General features: G+C 69.0%; 13 protein-coding genes. 2 read left to right on the forward strand and 11 right to left on the reverse strand.

The genetic code is table 11. The annotated features are described in order from the left end of the window. Positions 1–108 precede the first annotated feature (108 nt). The 11 genes from U9J41_RS09520 to U9J41_RS09570 form a co-directional block, all read right to left on the reverse strand. Positions 109–1383 (reverse strand): tetratricopeptide repeat protein, encoded by a 1275-nt coding sequence (locus tag U9J41_RS09520; protein WP_322401954.1) that lies wholly within the window; start codon positions 1381–1383, stop codon positions 109–111. Between the two features lie 12 nt (positions 1384–1395). Further along, positions 1396–2289: an ExeA family protein gene (locus tag U9J41_RS09525; protein WP_322401955.1), complete on the reverse strand. Its 894-nt coding sequence runs from the start codon at positions 2287–2289 to the stop codon at positions 1396–1398. Next, positions 2290–4086, reverse strand: a complete 1797-nt coding sequence (gene mshL, locus U9J41_RS09530; RefSeq protein ID WP_322401956.1) for a pilus (MSHA type) biogenesis protein MshL — start codon at positions 4084–4086, stop codon at positions 2290–2292. A 12-nt stretch (positions 4087–4098) separates the two neighbouring features. Continuing rightward, complete coding sequence (locus U9J41_RS09535) at positions 4099–4485, reverse strand: hypothetical protein (protein ID WP_322401957.1); 387 nt, start codon at positions 4483–4485, stop codon at positions 4099–4101. Then, positions 4470–5177, reverse strand: a complete 708-nt coding sequence (locus U9J41_RS09540; protein ID WP_322401958.1) for a hypothetical protein — start codon at positions 5175–5177, stop codon at positions 4470–4472. Before U9J41_RS09540 ends, U9J41_RS09535 begins: the two co-directional genes overlap by 16 nt. After that, positions 5174–5875, reverse strand: a complete 702-nt coding sequence (locus U9J41_RS09545) for a PilN domain-containing protein (protein WP_322401959.1) — start codon at positions 5873–5875, stop codon at positions 5174–5176. The genes U9J41_RS09540 and U9J41_RS09545 overlap by 4 nt, the downstream gene beginning before the upstream one ends. After that, the gene (gene pilM / locus U9J41_RS09550; protein ID WP_322401960.1) at positions 5872–6819 is read right to left on the reverse strand and encodes a pilus assembly protein PilM; all 948 of its coding nucleotides are present in this window, start codon (positions 6817–6819) and stop codon (positions 5872–5874) included. The genes U9J41_RS09545 and pilM overlap by 4 nt, the downstream gene beginning before the upstream one ends. Before the next feature lie 258 nt (positions 6820–7077). Continuing rightward, positions 7078–7605 carry a type II secretion system protein gene (locus U9J41_RS09555; RefSeq protein ID WP_322401961.1) on the reverse strand — a complete coding sequence of 176 codons (528 nt, stop codon included), beginning with the start codon at positions 7603–7605 and terminating at the stop codon, positions 7078–7080. A 47-nt stretch (positions 7606–7652) separates the two neighbouring features. Beyond that, positions 7653–8141 (reverse strand): hypothetical protein, encoded by a 489-nt coding sequence (locus tag U9J41_RS09560; protein ID WP_322401962.1) that lies wholly within the window; start codon positions 8139–8141, stop codon positions 7653–7655. 13 nt (positions 8142–8154) lie between these two features. Continuing rightward, the gene (locus U9J41_RS09565) at positions 8155–9399 is read right to left on the reverse strand and encodes a type II secretion system F family protein (RefSeq protein WP_322401963.1); all 1245 of its coding nucleotides are present in this window, start codon (positions 9397–9399) and stop codon (positions 8155–8157) included. Positions 9400–9408: 9 nt separating this feature from the next. Continuing rightward, positions 9409–11115 carry a GspE/PulE family protein gene (locus tag U9J41_RS09570; protein WP_056445799.1) on the reverse strand — a complete coding sequence of 569 codons (1707 nt, stop codon included), beginning with the start codon at positions 11113–11115 and terminating at the stop codon, positions 9409–9411. Positions 11116–11455: 340 nt separating this feature from the next. Between U9J41_RS09570 and U9J41_RS09575 the strand changes: the two genes are divergently transcribed. Together U9J41_RS09575 and U9J41_RS09580 are read left to right on the forward strand one after the other, a co-directional pair. Beyond that, complete coding sequence (locus U9J41_RS09575; protein ID WP_322401964.1) at positions 11456–15949, forward strand: PAS domain-containing protein; 4494 nt, start codon at positions 11456–11458, stop codon at positions 15947–15949. After that, positions 15946–16878, forward strand: coding sequence for a diguanylate cyclase domain-containing protein (locus tag U9J41_RS09580; protein ID WP_322401965.1), 933 nt, complete (start codon positions 15946–15948; stop codon positions 16876–16878). Before U9J41_RS09575 ends, U9J41_RS09580 begins: the two co-directional genes overlap by 4 nt. Positions 16879–16921 lie beyond the last annotated feature (43 nt).

Here is a 16921-nt window from a genome sequence, read left to right on the forward strand (position 1 = left end):
TCAACGCATGCCGCCACGGACGCGGCAAATCCGGCTTGACCTGTCACCACGCGGGCACGTGATCGATGCCCCCGGCATCCATCACGCACACGATCGCGACGGCCCGATCTATCGCCCGAGCTGCTGGATGCGCCGCTCGACGAACCCCTGCAATTCCTCCGACATCCCGCCGCTCGCGCGCGCCTTCTGGTACGCGTAGAGCGCCTCGCCGTTGCGTTTTTCGGCCTGCAGCGACATGCCGAGGCCCATCCACCACACGCCGTTCGACGGCATGGCCCGCACGGCCTGCTGATACTGCTCGGCCGCTTCGCGGTGGCGCTGCTGGCGCGCCAGCGCGGCCGCCAGGAAGGCGTGGTAGTCGGGATCGTTGCCGGCATAGGGCAATGTGCGCATCAAGGTGTCGATCCCGCTGCCGCCCCGTTCGATCTGCAGGCGCGCCAGCAGCATCGCCATGGCCGGCTGGCGCGCGTCCAGCGTGAGGCCCAGCTGCAGTTGGCGCATCGCCTCGTCGGTGCGGTTCGCTTCGATCAAGAGGCCGACCAGCGTCTGGCGCGCCGCCTCGTGCGTGGGCTCGTACTTGAGCGCCCGTTCGAGCGCGGCGACCGTCTCGCCCATGCGGCCTTCCTGCAGGCTCGCCAGCGCGCGCCGGTATTCGCCTTCCGCACGCTGGGCGCCCGTCTCCTCGCGGCCCTGCACGCCGTGCTTGCCCTTCGCTACCGTGTCGTCCCGCGCGGCCGCGCGCGCCGCGGCGAGCATGGCGGCGGACGTCTTCTTCACCGATTTTCCGCGTGCGGCCAGCGCCTGCGCCATCGCGCGGCGGGCCGCGCGCGCTTCCGCGCTGTCCGGCTCCATCGGCGCGACGTCCTGCGCACGCACGACGCTCCGCGTTCCGGCCGGCGCGGCGCCGGCGGCCTTGGCGACCTTGGCGGCCTTGCGCTCCGCGGCGAGGCGGGCACGCTCGGCGCGGCGTTCGGCGCGCGACATCGGCTTCGGCCCGGGCTCCGCGGCCGCGGCGGGCGCGGCCAGCGGCGGCTCCCCCGGCGCAGATGCGGCGGCGGGCACCGGCACGGGCGCCGTCGCCGGCACCGGTCCGCTCACCGTCGCCGGCGCTTGCGGCGCCCGCACAGGCCCCGATACGACCGGTGCCGCCTTGACGGCGACGACGGGCGCGGGCGCCACGGGATGCGGGACGCGATGCAGCTGGGTCAAGGCCAGCCAGCCGAGCGCGCACGCAATGAGGGCACCGCCGACAGCGGCCGCGATCACGCGGCGGTTCGGCCGGTACGGTTCACGCGCGACAGGCTTCACCTGGCCCGGCAGTTCGCCATCCTTGGGCGTGCCGCGCGCGTCGAGGTCCTGCAGCATCTTGTTAATCAGGCTCATTCCGGCTCCCCGTCAATGGCTCAGCGCCCACGCCAGGCCCGCCGCGGCGCCGGCCAGCACGGCCAGGAGCGCGGCCCACGGCCACACGCGGCGCCGGCTCGTCGCGAGCGTGTCGCGCGCGGCCGCGCTCACGTGCGCGCGCGCGACCTGCCTGCGCCCTTGTCCATAGCACAGCATCATGGCCTTGTGCGCGAGGATGTTGACGAGGCGCGGCACGCCGCCGCTGGCCGCGTACAGGCGCGCCACCGCGGCGCGCGAAAACAGGCGCGCGCCATCATACCCCGCCACGCGCAGGCGATGCGCCACGTAGTAATCGAGGTCGTCGCGCGACAAGGGGCCGAGGTGGTAGTGGAACGTGATGCGCTGCGCCAGCTGGCGGATGGACTGCAGCTCCAGCTTGCGGTTCAGCTCCGGCTGGCCGAACAGCACGATCTGCAACAGCTTGCGCTTTTCCGTCTCCAGGTTCGTCAGCAGGCGCAGCGCCTCCAGCGTCTCGACCGGCATCGCCTGCGCCTCGTCGAGGCACAGCAGCACGCGCTTGTCCGCGGCCGCGAGATGCAGCAGCCGGTGCGTGATCGCTTTCAGCACGGCGTGCTGGTCGGCGTCCTTGTCGTAACCGACTTCCAGCTCGTCGGCCAGCGCCAGCATCAGCGTGCGCGGTTCCAGGTACGGGTTCGGGATGTAGGCGGTGACGAACTCCGGGCCGAGCGTCGTCATGAACTTGCGGCACAACAGGGTCTTGCCGGTGCCGACCTCCCCCGTGATCTTGATGAAGCCTTCGCCCGTGCGCGCCGCGACGAGCAGCGTATTCAGGGCCTCCTGCGAATGCGGGCTGCCGAAGAAAAAGCTGGTGTCCGGCGTGATCCCGAACGGCAGCTCGCGCAGGCCGAAGTGCGCCGTGTACATTCAGCGATTCCCCCGGGCGCGCGGGTCGAGCTGCTCGATGCGGCGATTGGTGTCGAGCAGGTCGTCGTTCCAGTTGTTGACGCCTTCGACGATCGTCGGCTTGATCAGCACGACGAGTTCGCGCTTCTGGTTCACGCGCTTCTTGGCGCCGAACAGCGAGGACAGCACGGGCACGCTGCTGGTGCCCGGCACCTGCGAGTCGTCCGCCGTCGACGACTGGCGCATCAAGCCGCCGATGGCGACGACCTGGCCGTTCTGGCCGCGCACGATGCTGTCCAGTTCCGACGTGGCCGACGCGGCCAGCGGCAGGTTCAGGCTGCCGGCCGTGCCGAGATTGACGGACTTGTTGATCGTCGAGACCTGGCTCACGGACGGGTGCACGTGCAGCAGGATGTTGCCCTTGTCGTCGATCTGCGGCGTGACGTCGAGCACGACGCCGGAGAAGAACGGCTGCAGCGTCACGCTGGGCGATACGGTGTTGCCCGTCGTCGTGGAATTCGTCGTCGTCTGCACGCCGGTGACGTAGAACTCGTCCGTGCCGATCTTGAGCACGGCCTTCTGGTTGTTGACGGCGGCCACGCGGGGGCTGGACAGCACGTGCACGGTGCCCTGCGTTTCGAGGAACGAGATCAGCGCCGCGAAATTCGCGGTCTGCACGGCGAGGCCGAACATCGAGCCGGCCGTCCCCGCCGCGTTCGACAGCGAGAACCCGCTGCTGGCCGACAGGCCCGTGCTCGGATCCGTGATCGTGCCGGGCTGGCCGCCGCCGAACGGCAGCGGCGTGAGCGCGGCGCCCGGCGCGATGACGCCGCCAGAGACACGGTTGTCGTGACCGCTCTTGATCGACGCGAACGAGGCCCAGTTGACGCCGCTCTGGTAGCTGTCGTTCAGCTCGACCTCGAGGATCTTCGCCTCCAGGATCACCTGGCGGTCCACCGCGAGCTGCGTGGCCTTCAGGTAGGCGTCCACGTTGCGCAGTTCGTCCGGCATCGCGCGGATCACGAGCACGCCCGACTGCGGGCTGACGACGACGCTGCGGCCGCCCTCCTTCGACCCCACGATGGCTTCGATGGACAATTTCAGGTCGCCCCAGAAATCGTTGGCGGAGGTGGTCGCGACGTCCGTGCTGTCCATCTGCGAGTTGCCCTGGCCGTTCGGATTGTTGCCGTTGTTGTTCTGGTTGTTGCCGTTGTTGTTCTGGCCCTGGTTGTTGTTGCCGTTGCCGTTCTGGTTGCTGACCGCGTTCGCCACCGACGTCGACGACACGCGCGTGTTCGACATGCCCGCGCGCTTCCCGACCAGGTAGTTCACGTGGAACATCTTGGTCTGCATCGTCAGCGGCTTGATCGAGATGCGCGTGCCCTCGATCTTGTAATCGTAGCCGTACATCTCGCGGATCGCATCGAGCGTCTCCGGCAGGGTCACGTCCTTGAGGTTCGCCGTGATGGTGCCGGCGACGTCCGGATGCACGAGGATGTTGTAGCGCGTGCCGGCGACGATCGAGCGGAAGAACTGCTGCGCCGGCACGTTGTTGAAGGAGACGTTGAAGCGCTCTTCCAGCGCGGGCCGCGCCTTCGGCAACTGGGTGGCCAGCGTGGCGGCCGGCGGCAGCAGCGCGTCGGCGACGGCCGCGTCGACGGCCGGCGCGCCGGCCGGATGCGCGTTCGCGGCGCCGCGCACTTCGCCCTTGATCGCGTCGTAGGTGGTCGTGCTCGGCGTCGTCTGGCAGCCGGCCAGCGCCAGCACGGCGGCGGTGAGCGCCGCCACGGTACGCATCGGGATACGCTTGTCGTTCATCCTCATCCTTTATCAGCGCCGCGCGGTACGGGCAGGGGTCTTGCCGTCCGCGGCCTGCGCGTACAGGCGCAGCACCTGGCGGTCGCCGCCGCGCACCAGTTCGACTTCGTTGTCGCCGATGCGCGCGACTTTCGCGCCATGGAAGCTGTCGCCAGGGCGCACGGTCTCGCCGTCGATGACGGCCAGGTGGCGCCCGCCCGCCGCGCGCCCGATCAGGATCGACTGCAGTTGCGGACCGCCGCTGCCGGCCGCCGCGGGGCCGCCCGGCGCCGGCGTGGCGGCCGCGGGCGGTTTCGTCGGATCCTGCAGGCCTTGCGCGCACGCGCCGGCGGTACACAACATGGCGCAGAACGCCGCGCCGAGGGCGCGCTTGGTCGTCGTGATCACAGCTTCATCCATTTGGGGTCCAGGCTCAGGGTGTACAGCGTCAATGTGAGGCGCACGTTCGGATAGTCTTCCGCGTCCAGCTGCGCCTTGCCCCAGAACAGCTGGGTGGGCAGCGTTTCCAGCGCATGCATGTAGTCGACCATGTCGAGATAGCTGCCGCGCACCGCCAGCTCGACGCCGTGGCGGTACAGCAGGTCGGGCGACTTCACGACCGGCGGCGTCGCGACGGGCGGCGTGGCGGCGGCCGGCGCGGCGCCGGGCGCCGGCGCGGTGCCGTCGTTCAGCGTCGTCACCGGCAACGTCTTGAGCGACACGAGCTTCAGGCGGCCGTTCGCGCGCAGGATGGATTCCAGCAGCGGCGCGATGCGCTCCGGCGGCACGAGGCCTTTCTGCATCGTGCGCAGCTCGTCGCTCGTGTGCGCCGTCTCGGCACGCAGTTCGCCGAGGCGCTTGCGCAGCGCGACGTTCGGATCGTTGCCGTAGGCGCGCGCGCGGGACGCGATGTCGGCGGCGATCCCGTCGACCGTGATGCCCTGTTGCTGCAAGGTCGAGCGCAGCGTCGCTTCCTTGCGCGCCAAGGGCGCGAACACGACGCTGTTCGCGAGGAACACGAGCACGACGACCGCGGCGCCGAACGCCATGATGCGTTCGCGCGGCTGCAGCGCTTCCACGCGGGCCGTGAACTGGAGCCAGCGGCGCTTCATTGCTGGCCTCCGGCGCTCGCGCCGACGAACGACGTGATGGCTGGCGCACCCGCGGCGCCCGCCGAGGCGGCGGCCGACTGCAGGCTGAATTCGACGTACGGCGCGGGCGCATCGGTCTCCTTGCCGTCGGCGCCGCGCACCTTGACGGCGCTGCCCTGGCCGATCTGCATGCTGCCGACCGGCATACCCTGCAGCACGCGTTCATTGCGCAGGCGCGCCAGGTAGCCCGGCACCAGGGCGGGATCGAGGGCGCGGCCGCGCACGCCGATCTCCATGCCGGCGCCGGCGATGGAGACGCCCGTCAACCACAGGCCGTCGACGCTCTGGCGCGCCAGCGCGCGGAAGTATTCGGCATAGCCCTGGGTATTGCCCAGGTCACCGTGCGCAATCACGTCGGCCACGCGGCGCAGCGCGTCGTGCTCGGCCTGCGCCTCGGCCAGCTCGGCTTCGAGGCGGCTGTCCTTCGTGCGCGGCGCGAATTCGGCGGCGGCGGCCTCCAGGCGTTTCTGCGCCTGCTGCACGCGCTCGTCGCCGCGCGCGACTTCGGTCTGCAGGCCCATCACGCGCACCTTGGCGTAGACGCCCGTCCCGACGAGGCCCAGCACGAGCACGCCCAGCGCGGCGGCCATCGCGTTGACGGAGAAGATCTTCTTCTGCGGCTGGAAAGCAGGATTGAAGAGGTTGATCTGCTGGCTCATGCGGCGCCCTCCTCCAGGCGCAGCGCGGCCCCGATGGGCACGAAGAAGCGCTGCTGGCGCCCCGGATCCGCGAGGTCGGGGACGCGTTCGAGGTCGAGCACCGTGGCCAGGTCCAGCGTCTCGACGCGGGTGTACAGGTTGCTCGACAGGTATTCTTCCAGGCCCGTGGCGCCGCTTGGCGCCAGCACGAGCTTGGCCACGCTGATGAAGGCGAACTGGCGCTCGAAGTTGTCGAGGGAGCGCTGCAGCTCCAGCGTGATCTTGTCGAAGCTCTGGTGCTTGCGGTCGTGGTCTTCGTCGAGGACCTGGGCCGCCGTCACGTCGATGCGGCGCGACAGATACAGCTCGCCGCGCCACGACACGGTCAACAGGCCGCCGTCCTCGCCGAACGACAGCATGGCGACGCCGCGGCCTTCCGGCTCCAGCAGGGCCGACACGTTACGCTGGGCCATCTCGGGGATGTCGATCACGCGCAGCTTGACCTTGGCCGCGTTGAACAGCTTCTGGCGCGCGGCGATCACGCCGTTGCGCGCCGCGATCGCGAACACGCTTTGCTGCGGACGCACGACGGCGTTCGGATCGAGCGGGATGTCGAGCACGTCGAACGTGGCCTCGTCGATCGAAAAGTCGAGGATGTCCTTGAGGCGCCAGCGCATCGCGCTTTTCAATTCCTCGCGCGGGACGTTCGGCGATTCGGCCGACATGAACTGGTAGTCGCCGCCGGCGAGCACCGTCGTGCAGCGGTAGTTCGCGCTGTGCATCTCCTTGGCGGCCTTGTCGAGCGCATCGGCGGACGGCGTGCCCGGGAAGAAGACGGCATGCGTCACGGCCGGCTTCGCGCCTTCCGTACCGCCACGGCGCACGCTGGCCGCGGCGATCCCGTCGCGCTGCGGCACCATGGCCAGCCAGGCTGCATTGTTGTGTGCTTTACTGAAAAAACCCATGCGTGGCGGTGGTATCCGTGACTGAGTCGAGATAGAAGAGCTAGAGGCTTGATTATATTCAAGCGGGAGGAAAATCCGATACCAAAATTTTACTCTGAGAGAATATTTTTGGTTTTCCGTGTGGAACTACTAATGGGTGTGGTCAATACGCTGCATTCGGCGCCGCGACCGGACTGGCCGGATAAACAAAAACGGCGCCGAAGCGCCGTCAGTGTTCATGGACAGCCGCTTGATCATGCGCGGCTGGCATGCAGTCGATTACTCACAATCATGTGCAGTCTGCGCGCCCATCGTAATAGTCGGCGCGGAGCCCGCGCTGGCGGCCTGCTTGTATTTGACATAGCAGGTCAGGCCAGTCGGAGAAGAGGCAACACTCTTCGGCACGATCATGATCTCGTCGGCAAGCGTCGACGTCGAATTGGCGTCATTCGCATGGTTCGGTCCATAGACGGTGTAGTCGCTCGACAGGCCGGCAGCGCCTGCCAGGGCAGTATCCGCTTTCGGGTAGCCGGTAGCAGGGGACGTCTGGAAGTTGATCGTCTGGTCTTCAACGGCAAGTGTAGTCAGCGCCGCACCGGTATTCACCAAATACTTGCCGTGAGCCATCGCCGCCGTCGCTGCCAACGAACCTTTCGCCGCCTGCAGGCTGGCCAGGCGTGCATCGCCGCCCAGACTGGCAAACTTCGGCAACGCCGTCGCCGCCAGAATGCCCAGGATCACGATCACGACGATCAATTCGATCAAGGTGAAGCCGCCCTGCGCGTTGTTCTTGATGCTAACTTTCATGCATTTCTCCGATGAGGATGCGGCTCCCTGCCGCGGGGGTTGTGGTATTAGCGACCGCCTTGCGAACCGACTTCGTTCAGGGCAAGGCTTATCGTGGGATTTCGAGATAATTCTACCTTGAACGTAGGCAATTCCGATTTGCCTGAGGCAAATTTTTCTCGTTCTGAAGTGAGATAGACAAGGGTTTTGTCGCGTGGGTCAAACACCCACCCGTTGCGTGCCACACGACCCTGTTCGGATAGTGCGAACTCGCCAAGGTAATTCGCCGGCGGCCGGGCCAATAAACGCATCGGATTCTGCCCGGCGAGCGTCGCCAGCGCCTCCGTGCGGCCCTGCGCCAGCGCACGCGTCGCCTCGACCTGCAGCGCCGTGCGCAGCGCGGCGACGGTCTGGGCCGTGGCCGCGTCTTCGGCCGCGCGGCGGTAGCCGTCCAGGCGGTGCAGCAGCACGGCGCACAGCGCGGCCGTGACGGCGACGACGACTGCGAATTCCAGCAGCGAGAAGCCGCGCGGCCGCGTATGTCCGGTGCTTGCCATGGTGGTCCTCATGTCAGTGATGCAGGGCAGCCTTGCCCAGGTCCCAGATCGGCAGGAAGATGCCCAGCGCCAGCACGAGCACCATCGCACCGAGGAAGGTGATCAGGAGCGGCTCGATCTGGCTGGACAGCGTCTTGAGTTCGTAATCGACTTCGCGCTCGTACATCTGCGCGATCTCGTCCATCAGGTCGTCGAGCGACCCGGATTCCTCGCCCACGGCGATCATCTGCAGCACGATGGGCGTGAACACGTGGGCATTGGTCGCCGTGCGCAAAATGCTTTCGCCGCGCTCGACGCCGTCGCGCATCTGGTCCAGGCTCAGCGTCAGATAGGCATTGTCGGCCGTCTGCGCGACGACCGTGAGGGCTTGCACGATCGGCACGCCGCTGCGGATCGACAGCGCGAAGCTGCGCGCGAAGCGGGCCATCGTGGCCTTGTGGATGATCTTGCCGGCGATGGGGAAGCGCAGCTTGTAGCGGTCCCACGTGAGGCGGCCCGCCGCCGTGCGCGTCCAGGCGCGGAAGCCCATGAACGCGGCCACCGCCGCGCCGGCCATCACGGGCCAGTAGTCGACCGTGAAGCGCGACGTCGCGATCAGGATGCGCGTCATCAGCGGCAGTTCGGCGTGGAAGCTCTGGAAGACCTTCTCGAACTGCGGGATCACGAACACGTTCACGACGACCATCGCCGCGATCATCGCGACGATCACGAACGTGGGGTAGCGCAGCGCGGTCTTCACGCGGTCGCGCATGTCGCGGTCGAATTCGAGGTGGTCGAACAGGCGCAGGAACACGTCTTCCAGGCGGCCCGTCATCTCGCCCACGCGCACCATCGCCAGGTAGAACGGCGTGAAGCATTCGGTGTGGCGGCGCATCGCCGTCGACAGCTCGCGGCCCGCGTCCAGCGATTCGCGCAGGTCCTGGATCACGCGCGCGAAGCTTTTATTGGTCGCGGATTCCTGCAGCCCGGCCAGGCCGCGCATGATCGGCACGCCGGATTTCAGCAGCGTGTAGATCTGGCGGCTGAACAGCTGCACGTCGATCGAGGTGACCTTCTGGCGCGTCAGCCGCTGCCACAGGCCCTCGCCGGCATCGGCGCCGCCGCCCGACGTGGCCTTGCGGGTGGTCGCGGTGATTTCCAGCGGTGTGACGCCGGTGCCGGACAGCTGGTCGGCGACGGCGCCGCTGTCGGCGCCTTCCAGCACCCCCTGCATCAATTCGCCGCGCGCGTTGCGGCCTTTATAGGCGAAGAACGGCATGGGCGTTTATCAGTCGTCCATCTGGTTACTGATGCGCATGGCTTCCGCGACCGTCGTGCGGCCCTGGATCGCCAGCCGCACGCCGCTGCGGCGCAGCGTCTCGCCGCGCATCTCGGCATGCGCCACTTTCAGGAAATGCCCCGGGTCCGGATGGTTGGCGGCCTCGTTGACGGCGCGCGTCATCTCCAGCAGTTCATAGACGCCGGTCCGGCCGCGGTAGCCCGTGCCGTTGCAATGCGAGCAGCCGCGCCCGTGGAAGAACGGCACCGTCTCGGCGCGGTCGCCCAGCTCGGCGCGCAGCCAGGCGCGTTCCGGCGCCGGCAGCGGGTACGGCTCCGAACAGCTTTCGCAGATCACGCGCACGAGTCGCTGCGCCAGCACGGCCTGCAGCGACCCGCTCACCATGTAGCGCGGGACGCCCATGTCCATCAGGCGCAGCGGGGTCGATGCGGCATCGTTCGTGTGCAAGGTCGACAACACCAGGTGGCCCGTCATGGCGGCGCGCAGGCCGATCTGCGCCGTCTCCTGGTCGCGCATCTCGCCGACCAGCACGATGTCGGGATCCTGGCGCAGCGCGGAGCGCAGCACGCGCGCGAAATTCAGCTCGATCTTGTCGTTGACCTGCACCTGGTTGATGCCGGACAGCCGGTATTCGATCGGGTCCTCCACCGTGATCAGCTTCTTCTCGACCGAATTCAGCTCGGCCAGCGCGCTGTACAGCGTGGTCGTCTTGCCGGAACCGGTCGGCCCGGTCACGAGCACGAGGCCGTTCGGGCGCTGGACGATGGCGCGGAAGCGCTCGACCAGCGCGGCCGGCATGCCGATCGCATCCAGGCGCAAGGTCGTGCCGACCTGGTTCAACAGACGCATGACGACGGACTCGCCGTACTGCGTGGGCATGGTCGAGATACGGACGTCGATGCGCTGGTTGCGCACCTTGACGGCGAAGCGGCCGTCCTGCGGCAGGCGCTTTTCCGAGATGTCGAGGTCCGCCATCAGCTTCAGGCGCAGCGCCAGCGGCGTCGCGATCTTGATGTCGGCCTCGGTCTGCAGGTGCAGCACGCCGTCGATGCGGAAGCGGATCTGCAGGCGGCCGTCCTGCGGTTCGATGTGGATGTCCGATGCGCGCACCTGGGCGGCGTCGTCGAACACCGACTGCAGCAGCTTGACGACCGGCGCTTCTTCCAGCCCGGAGTTGGCGGACAGCGCGCCGAAGTCGACCGACGTGGTGTCGCCCAGGTCCTGTTCCAGCTCGCGCGCGAGGCCCGTGATCTCGCCCGTGCGGCGGTAGATGCGGTCGATCGCCTGCAGCACTTCCGTCTCGTTGACGACGGCCAGTTCGACGCCCTTCTTCAGCAGGCGTGCGATCTCGTCGTAGGCAAACAGGTCGGTCGGGTCGGAGACGCCGACGAGCACCGTGTCGGCGCGGTCTTCCAGCACGAGCGCACGGAAGCGGCGCGCCTGCGTTTCCGGCAGCAGGCGCACGACGTCCTGGTTGATGTTGTAGAACTTGAGGTTGAGGTAGGGGATGCCGAGCTGGCGCGCGAGCGCGCCGGAAATCTGCTCTTCCGTGACAAAGCCGCTCTCGACAAACACGCGGCCCAGCTTGCGGCCGCTGCGCTTCTGGTCGGCCAGGGCCTGGTTCAGCTGGTCTTCCGACAGCAGCTTCTGTTGCACCAGGATTTCGCCAAGTCGGACTTTTTCGGGCCGCGCCATACCACCTCTTCGATCAATGTAGGACTAGTCCTGCATTGTATGTCACAGGAACGAAAAATTAACCTAGAGAATGACTTTACGTAGCGCAAAACGTATCGTCGGCGCGACTCCATGCCTATCCGGCATGCCAGGCAAGAAACAGTGTTGCCAAAATTCGGGGTCAGAGCCCTGTTTCGATCAATTGCCACGAATCGGGCTCTGACCCTGGCTCTGACCCCGAATTGACGGGTTGCGGGACAGGAATAGTGTTGTCGGCATCAAAGGGGGTTTGCCGCTCGCGCCTGCTGGGCTACCATGTCTTATGGCGCCGCGTCGGCTGCGCACCTTCGCGGAGCTTGCAGTGCAGTTGTTACAACGTCGTTCGCTACCTTCCATTCGCGCCAAGCTGGTGACGCTCGTGCTGGCGTGCGCGCTGCCGATCCTGATCGGGTACCTCGTATTCGCCACCGACGCCGACAAGCGCGAACGGGCCCACATCGCCGCGGATGCCGAAATGATCGCGCGCGCGCTGGCGGCGGCCGTCGACCGCGACCTCGCCAACGGCGAAACCGCGGCGCGCACCCTGGCCAACCAGGCCAACCTGGCGAACGGCGACCTGGCCGCCTTCCACACGGCCGCACGGCGGCTGCTGCGGCCCGAATTCCCCGCCTACGCCGTCGCCGTCAGCGCGCCGGACGGCGCCGTGCTCCTGGACACGCGCCACACGCTCGGCAGCGTCCTGCCCCCGCGCGGCAACGAAGCCGACCTGCGCGCCGTGTTCAATACGGGCGACACGGTCACGTCGGGCCTGCACCGCGGCGACGCCACGCAGCCATGGGTGATTTCGGTCGCGGTGCCGGTCTGGCGCGGCGGCAAGGTGGCGTATGCGCTGACCGTCGAGCTGCGCCCGCGCCGCCTGCAGGAGCTGCTGACGAACCAGAGCCTGCCGCCGCACTGGACCGCCCTCGTGTTCGACAACCACCGCAAGCTCGTCGCGGTCCGCGGGCACACGCTGCACACGATCAGCGACAGCATGCGTCCGGAGCTGGCGCGGGCGCTGGCCAGGCGGCCGGTCGGCCTCGTCGAACTGCTCGACCACGGGCCGCAGCCGATGTACGCGGCCTACGCGCGCACGCTCGGGCACGACTGGTCCGTGGCGATCGGCTTCCCGCGCCACGCGGCGCGCGAGATCCTCGGTCCCGATCCCGCCACGACGCTCGCGTGGATTGCCGTCATGCTGGCCATCAGCCTCGGCGCCGCCTGGCGCATCGGCGACTCGATCGCGCGCTCGGTGCGGGCCCTGACCGAGCCGGCGGCGGCGCTCGGGCGCGGCGAGGCGCTCGTCATTCCGCCGCTGGCGATCCGCGAAGCGGCGACCGTCGCGCGCGCGCTGGGCAAGGTCGAGGGCGAGCTGCAGCAATACCGCGCCGGCCTCGAATCGCTCGTGGCCCAGCGCACCAGCGAGCTGCAGCGCTCCTCCGCCATGCTGGCGACCGTGTATGCCACGGCGCCCGTCGGTCTCGCCTTCGTCGACCGCAGCCTCAAGATCGTCATGATCAACGACTACCTGGCGGCCGTGAACGCGCTGCCGGCCAGCGCCCAGGTCGGCCGCACGCTCCCCGAGCTGCTGGGCGAACGCGGCGTCCACATCGAAAAGCCGTACCGCCAGGTGCTGGCGTCGGGGCGGCCGCTGATCGACATCGAGGACAGCGGCGACACCCCGGCGGAACCGGGCGTGATGCGCCACTGGATCTGCAGCTACTACCCCGTGTACGGCCCGGAGCGCGAGCTGGTCGGCATCAACGCCGTCGTGCTCGACATCACGGAGCGCAAGCGCGAGGAGCAGCGCAACCGCGACAACGAAGAGCTGTTCCGCACCCTGTTCGAAGGCTCGGGCGACGCCCACGTGCTGATCGCCTACGGGGCCGGCTTCCTCAGCGCCAACCAGGCCGCGATCGACCTGTTCGGCTGTGCCGGTGCGGACGAATTCCTCGCGATGGCGCCGGCCAGCAGCTCGCCCGACCTCCAGCCGAACGGCCGCCGCTCGGACGACATGTGGAACGAGGCCATGCGGCGCGCGCTCGATACGGGCGGCAGCCGCTTCGAATGGATCTACCGGCGCCGCGACGGCTCGCAGTTCCACGCCGACGTGCTGCTCAACAGCGTCGACATCGGCGGCCGCGGCATCGTGCAGGGGACCATCCGCGACATCACGGCCCGCGTCGAGACGGCCGCCGCGCTGCGCGCCGCCAGCCGCCGCCTCGAAGAAAGCGAACGCATGATCCGCACCGTGACGGACCACCTGCCCGCGCTCGTGGGCTACTGGGACGCGGACATGCGCTGCCACTTCGCGAACAAGCCTTATTGCGACTGGCTCGAGCGCTCTCCGTCCGACATCGTGGGCCGCCACATGCGCGAGCTCGTCGACGAGGACCAGATCGCGGAAGTGCAGCCCTACCTCGACGGCGTCCTGCGCGGCGAGCGCCAGTTCTTCGAACGCAGGCTGCACCGCAGGGGGTCCGGCAAGGTGATCCAGGCATGGGGCAGCTACATCCCCGACATCGATCCGGACGGGCGGGTGCAGGGTTTCTACATGCTGCATGCCGACATCACGGAACTGAAGCACGCGCAGTCGCGCCTGGAGGAAGCGCTGCGCGCGGCCGAAGCGGCCAGCAGCGCCAAGGGCGAATTCCTCGCCAATATGAGCCACGAGATCCGCACGCCGATGAACGCCGTCATCGGGCTCGCGCGCCTGCTCGAGGAGGCCGACCTGGGCCGGCGCGAGCGCGGCTACGTGGCGCGCATGCAGATGGCCGCGAAATCGCTGCTGTCGATGCTGAACGACGTGCTCGATTATTCGAAGGTCGAAGCGGGCCAGCTGGTGCTCGAGCAGACCCCGTTCGCGCTGGACGACGTCCTGTCCAGCATCGCGGCGATGTCCGCCACGGGCGCCTGGAACAAGGGCATCGAGCCCGTGTTCGCGGTCCATCCCGACGTGCCGGCCCGCCTCGTGGGCGACCCGATGCGCCTCGGCCAAGTGCTGCTCAACCTCGTCAGCAACGCGATCAAGTTCACCGAGCGGGGCGAAGTCGTGCTGGCGATCGACCCGGTGGGCCGCGACGGCGACCGCCGGGGCGCCGTACCGATCGCGCTCGGGTTCACGGTGCGCGACAGCGGCATCGGCATCGCGCCGGAACAGCAGCAGCGCATGTTCGAGGCGTTCTCGCAGGCCGACACCTCCACGAGCCGCAAGTATGGCGGCACGGGCCTGGGCCTGGCGATCAGCCGGCGCCTCGTGCACCTGATGGGCGGCGACCTGCAGGTGGACAGCGTGCCGGGCCGCGGCACCACGTTCCGCTTCGCCGCCCCGTTCGGCGCCGGACCCGACGCCGCGCCATCGGTCCGTGACGACACGCCGCCGCTGCGCGTGCTGGTGGCGGACGACAATGCGAGCAGCCGCGCCGCGCTGGCCGGGCTGCTCGCGGCGCGCGGGTGGCACGTCGCGACGGCGGCCAGCGGCGCCGACACGCTCGCGCTGCTGCGTGCCGAAGGACCGTTCGACCTCGCGTTCATCGACAGCGTGCTGGGCGACCTGGACGGCGCCTCCGTGATCGCGTTCGCGCGCGCCGACCGGGCCATCGCCCTGCCCCGCTGCGCGCTGCTGGCGGCCGATCCGGAACGCGAACGCGTCGATGCGGTGGCGGCCGACCTGCGCATCGACGCCGTCCTCGCGAAACCGTTCACGCCGGGCGCGCTGGCCGACGTGCTGGCGGAACTGCACAGCGGCGCCCCGGCACCGGCCCCGCACCGCGCGGCACCGCTGAGCGGGCGCCTCGCCGGCATGCGCGTGCTCGTCGTCGAAGACAATCTGCTCAACCAGGAAGTGGCAAACTATGTGCTCGTGCACGCCGGCGCCAGCGTCGATTTCGCGGCGAACGGCCGCATCGCCGTCAGCATGCTGGGCGAAAACTCGGCCCAGTACGACGCCGTGCTGATGGACTTGCAGATGCCCGTGATGGACGGTTTCGAAGCCACGGCCGCGATCCGCGCGATGGGCCTCGACAGCCTGCCCGTGATCGCGATGACGGCCAATGCACTCGACGAGGACCGCCGCCGCGCCCGCGCCGCCGGCATGAGCGACTACCTCGCCAAGCCGATCGACGTGGACGAACTGGTGGACATGCTGAGCCGCCTCACGGGCCGCCCGGCGGCGCCCGCGTCCGACGCCGCCGGCACCGCGCCGGTGTCCGGAGCGGCCGTGCCGGCGTACCTGCCGGGCATCGACCTGAAGGCGACGCTGCCCCGCTTCGGCGGCAGTTTCGCGAGCTTCGCCGCCCTGTTCAAGCGCTTCGAAGGTTCGCAGGGCGGCGCGGTGGCCGACATCCGCGCCCTGCTCGACGCGGGCGACCGCGCTAGCGCGGGCCAGGCCGCGCACCGCCTGCGCGGCGTGGCCGCCAACCTGGGCGCGACGGACGTGGCCGGCCAGGCGCTGGAACTCGAGCAGGCGCTGCGCAGCGAGGACGCGGCGGCGCTCGCGCTGCGCCTGGCCCGCCTCGAGGCGGCCCTGCGGGTCGTACTGGATGCGGCGCGCGACCTCCCGGCGCCGCAACCGGCGGACGCGGCGCCCGCGCAGGCGGAAGATAGCGCTACCCTGCGGCAGGAGTTGGCGCTGCTGCTCGATTTGCTCCACAATAACAACATGAAAGCGATGTCGCAGTTCGAGACGCTGCGTCCCGCCCTCGCCCGGCTGGAGCCCGGCAACGTGGCGCCGCTGGCGGACGCGGTGGCAACGCTGCGGTTCGAGCAGGCGGCGCAGTTGGTGCGCGCGCTACTGGACATGAAGGAGGATGCATGAGCTGGACCGACATGGCCTTGAATGGCCGCATCCTGGTGGTCGACGATGCGATGGAAAACATCCAGATCCTGCACGGCGCCCTGCAGGACGAACACGAAGTCCTGTTCGCGCTGGACGGTCCGCGCGCGCTCGACATCGCCCGCACCCAGCAGCCCGACCTGATCCTGCTGGACGCCGTCATGCCCGGCATGGACGGTTATGCCGTCTGCAAGGAACTGCTCGCGGCGCCCGAGACGAGCGACATCCCCGTGATCTTCGTGACGGCGCTGAAATCGCCCGAGGACGAGACGCGCGCGCTGGGCGCCGGCGCCGCCGACTTCATCAGCAAGCCCGTGAACGCGGCCGTCGTGCGCGCGCGCGTGCGCACCCAGCTCACGGTCAAGCGCCAGCGCGACGCGCTGCGCGCCCTGATCCTCACCGACGCGCTGACGGGCGTGGCCAACCGCCGCGCCTTCGACGAACGCCTCGACGCCGAATGGCGCCGCTGCGGACGCGCGGGGCTGCCGGTGGCGCTGATCCTCGTCGACATCGACCATTTCAAGCTGTACAACGACCACTACGGCCACCAGGCCGGCGATGCGACCCTGATCCAGTTCGCCGCGGCGATGCGCCGCGCGGCCGCGCGCACGCAAGACCTCGTGGCCCGCTACGGCGGCGAGGAATTCGCGGTCCTGCTGCCGCAGCTGGACAGCCGCGGCGCCACCGGCGTGGCGCTTCGGCTCATGGCGGAACTGGAGCGGCTGGCGATCCCGCACGCCGCGTCGCCGACGGCGCCGTGCCTGACGGGCAGCATGGGCATCGCGTGCATGGTGCCGGGCGAGCATAGTCTCCCGGCCGACCTGATCCAGGTCGCGGACACGCTGCTCTACCAGGCCAAGGCCGAGGGACGCAACCGCTTCCGTCTCGGCGGCGCGGAATGCATCGGTTGACACCCGGCGCAGCCTCCGGCGTCGCTCCCGCGCAGGCGGGAGC

Origin of the sequence: Massilia luteola (assembly GCF_034420155.1) — a bacterium.
In the GTDB taxonomy this organism is placed as follows: Bacteria; Pseudomonadota; Gammaproteobacteria; order Burkholderiales; family Burkholderiaceae_D; genus Telluria; species Telluria luteola.

Coding starts and splice junctions, on each gene's coding strand:
- U9J41_RS09560 (WP_322401962.1), bottom strand. CDS start 8,141: ATGGCAAGCACCGGACATACGCGGCCGCGCGGCTTCTCGCTGCTGGAA.
- U9J41_RS09520 (WP_322401954.1), bottom strand. CDS start 1,383: ATGAGCCTGATTAACAAGATGCTGCAGGACCTCGACGCGCGCGGCACG.
- pilM (WP_322401960.1), bottom strand. CDS start 6,819: ATGGGTTTTTTCAGTAAAGCACACAACAATGCAGCCTGGCTGGCCATG.
- U9J41_RS09565 (WP_322401963.1), bottom strand. CDS start 9,399: ATGCCGTTCTTCGCCTATAAAGGCCGCAACGCGCGCGGCGAATTGATG.
- U9J41_RS09540 (WP_322401958.1), bottom strand. CDS start 5,177: ATGAAGCGCCGCTGGCTCCAGTTCACGGCCCGCGTGGAAGCGCTGCAG.
- U9J41_RS09570 (WP_056445799.1), bottom strand. CDS start 11,115: ATGGCGCGGCCCGAAAAAGTCCGACTTGGCGAAATCCTGGTGCAACAG.
- U9J41_RS09555 (WP_322401961.1), bottom strand. CDS start 7,605: ATGAAAGTTAGCATCAAGAACAACGCGCAGGGCGGCTTCACCTTGATC.
- U9J41_RS09545 (WP_322401959.1), bottom strand. CDS start 5,875: ATGAGCCAGCAGATCAACCTCTTCAATCCTGCTTTCCAGCCGCAGAAG.
- U9J41_RS09535 (WP_322401957.1), bottom strand. CDS start 4,485: ATGGATGAAGCTGTGATCACGACGACCAAGCGCGCCCTCGGCGCGGCG.
- U9J41_RS09580 (WP_322401965.1), top strand. CDS start 15,946: ATGAGCTGGACCGACATGGCCTTGAATGGCCGCATCCTGGTGGTCGAC.
- mshL (WP_322401956.1), bottom strand. CDS start 4,086: ATGAACGACAAGCGTATCCCGATGCGTACCGTGGCGGCGCTCACCGCC.
- U9J41_RS09525 (WP_322401955.1), bottom strand. CDS start 2,289: ATGTACACGGCGCACTTCGGCCTGCGCGAGCTGCCGTTCGGGATCACG.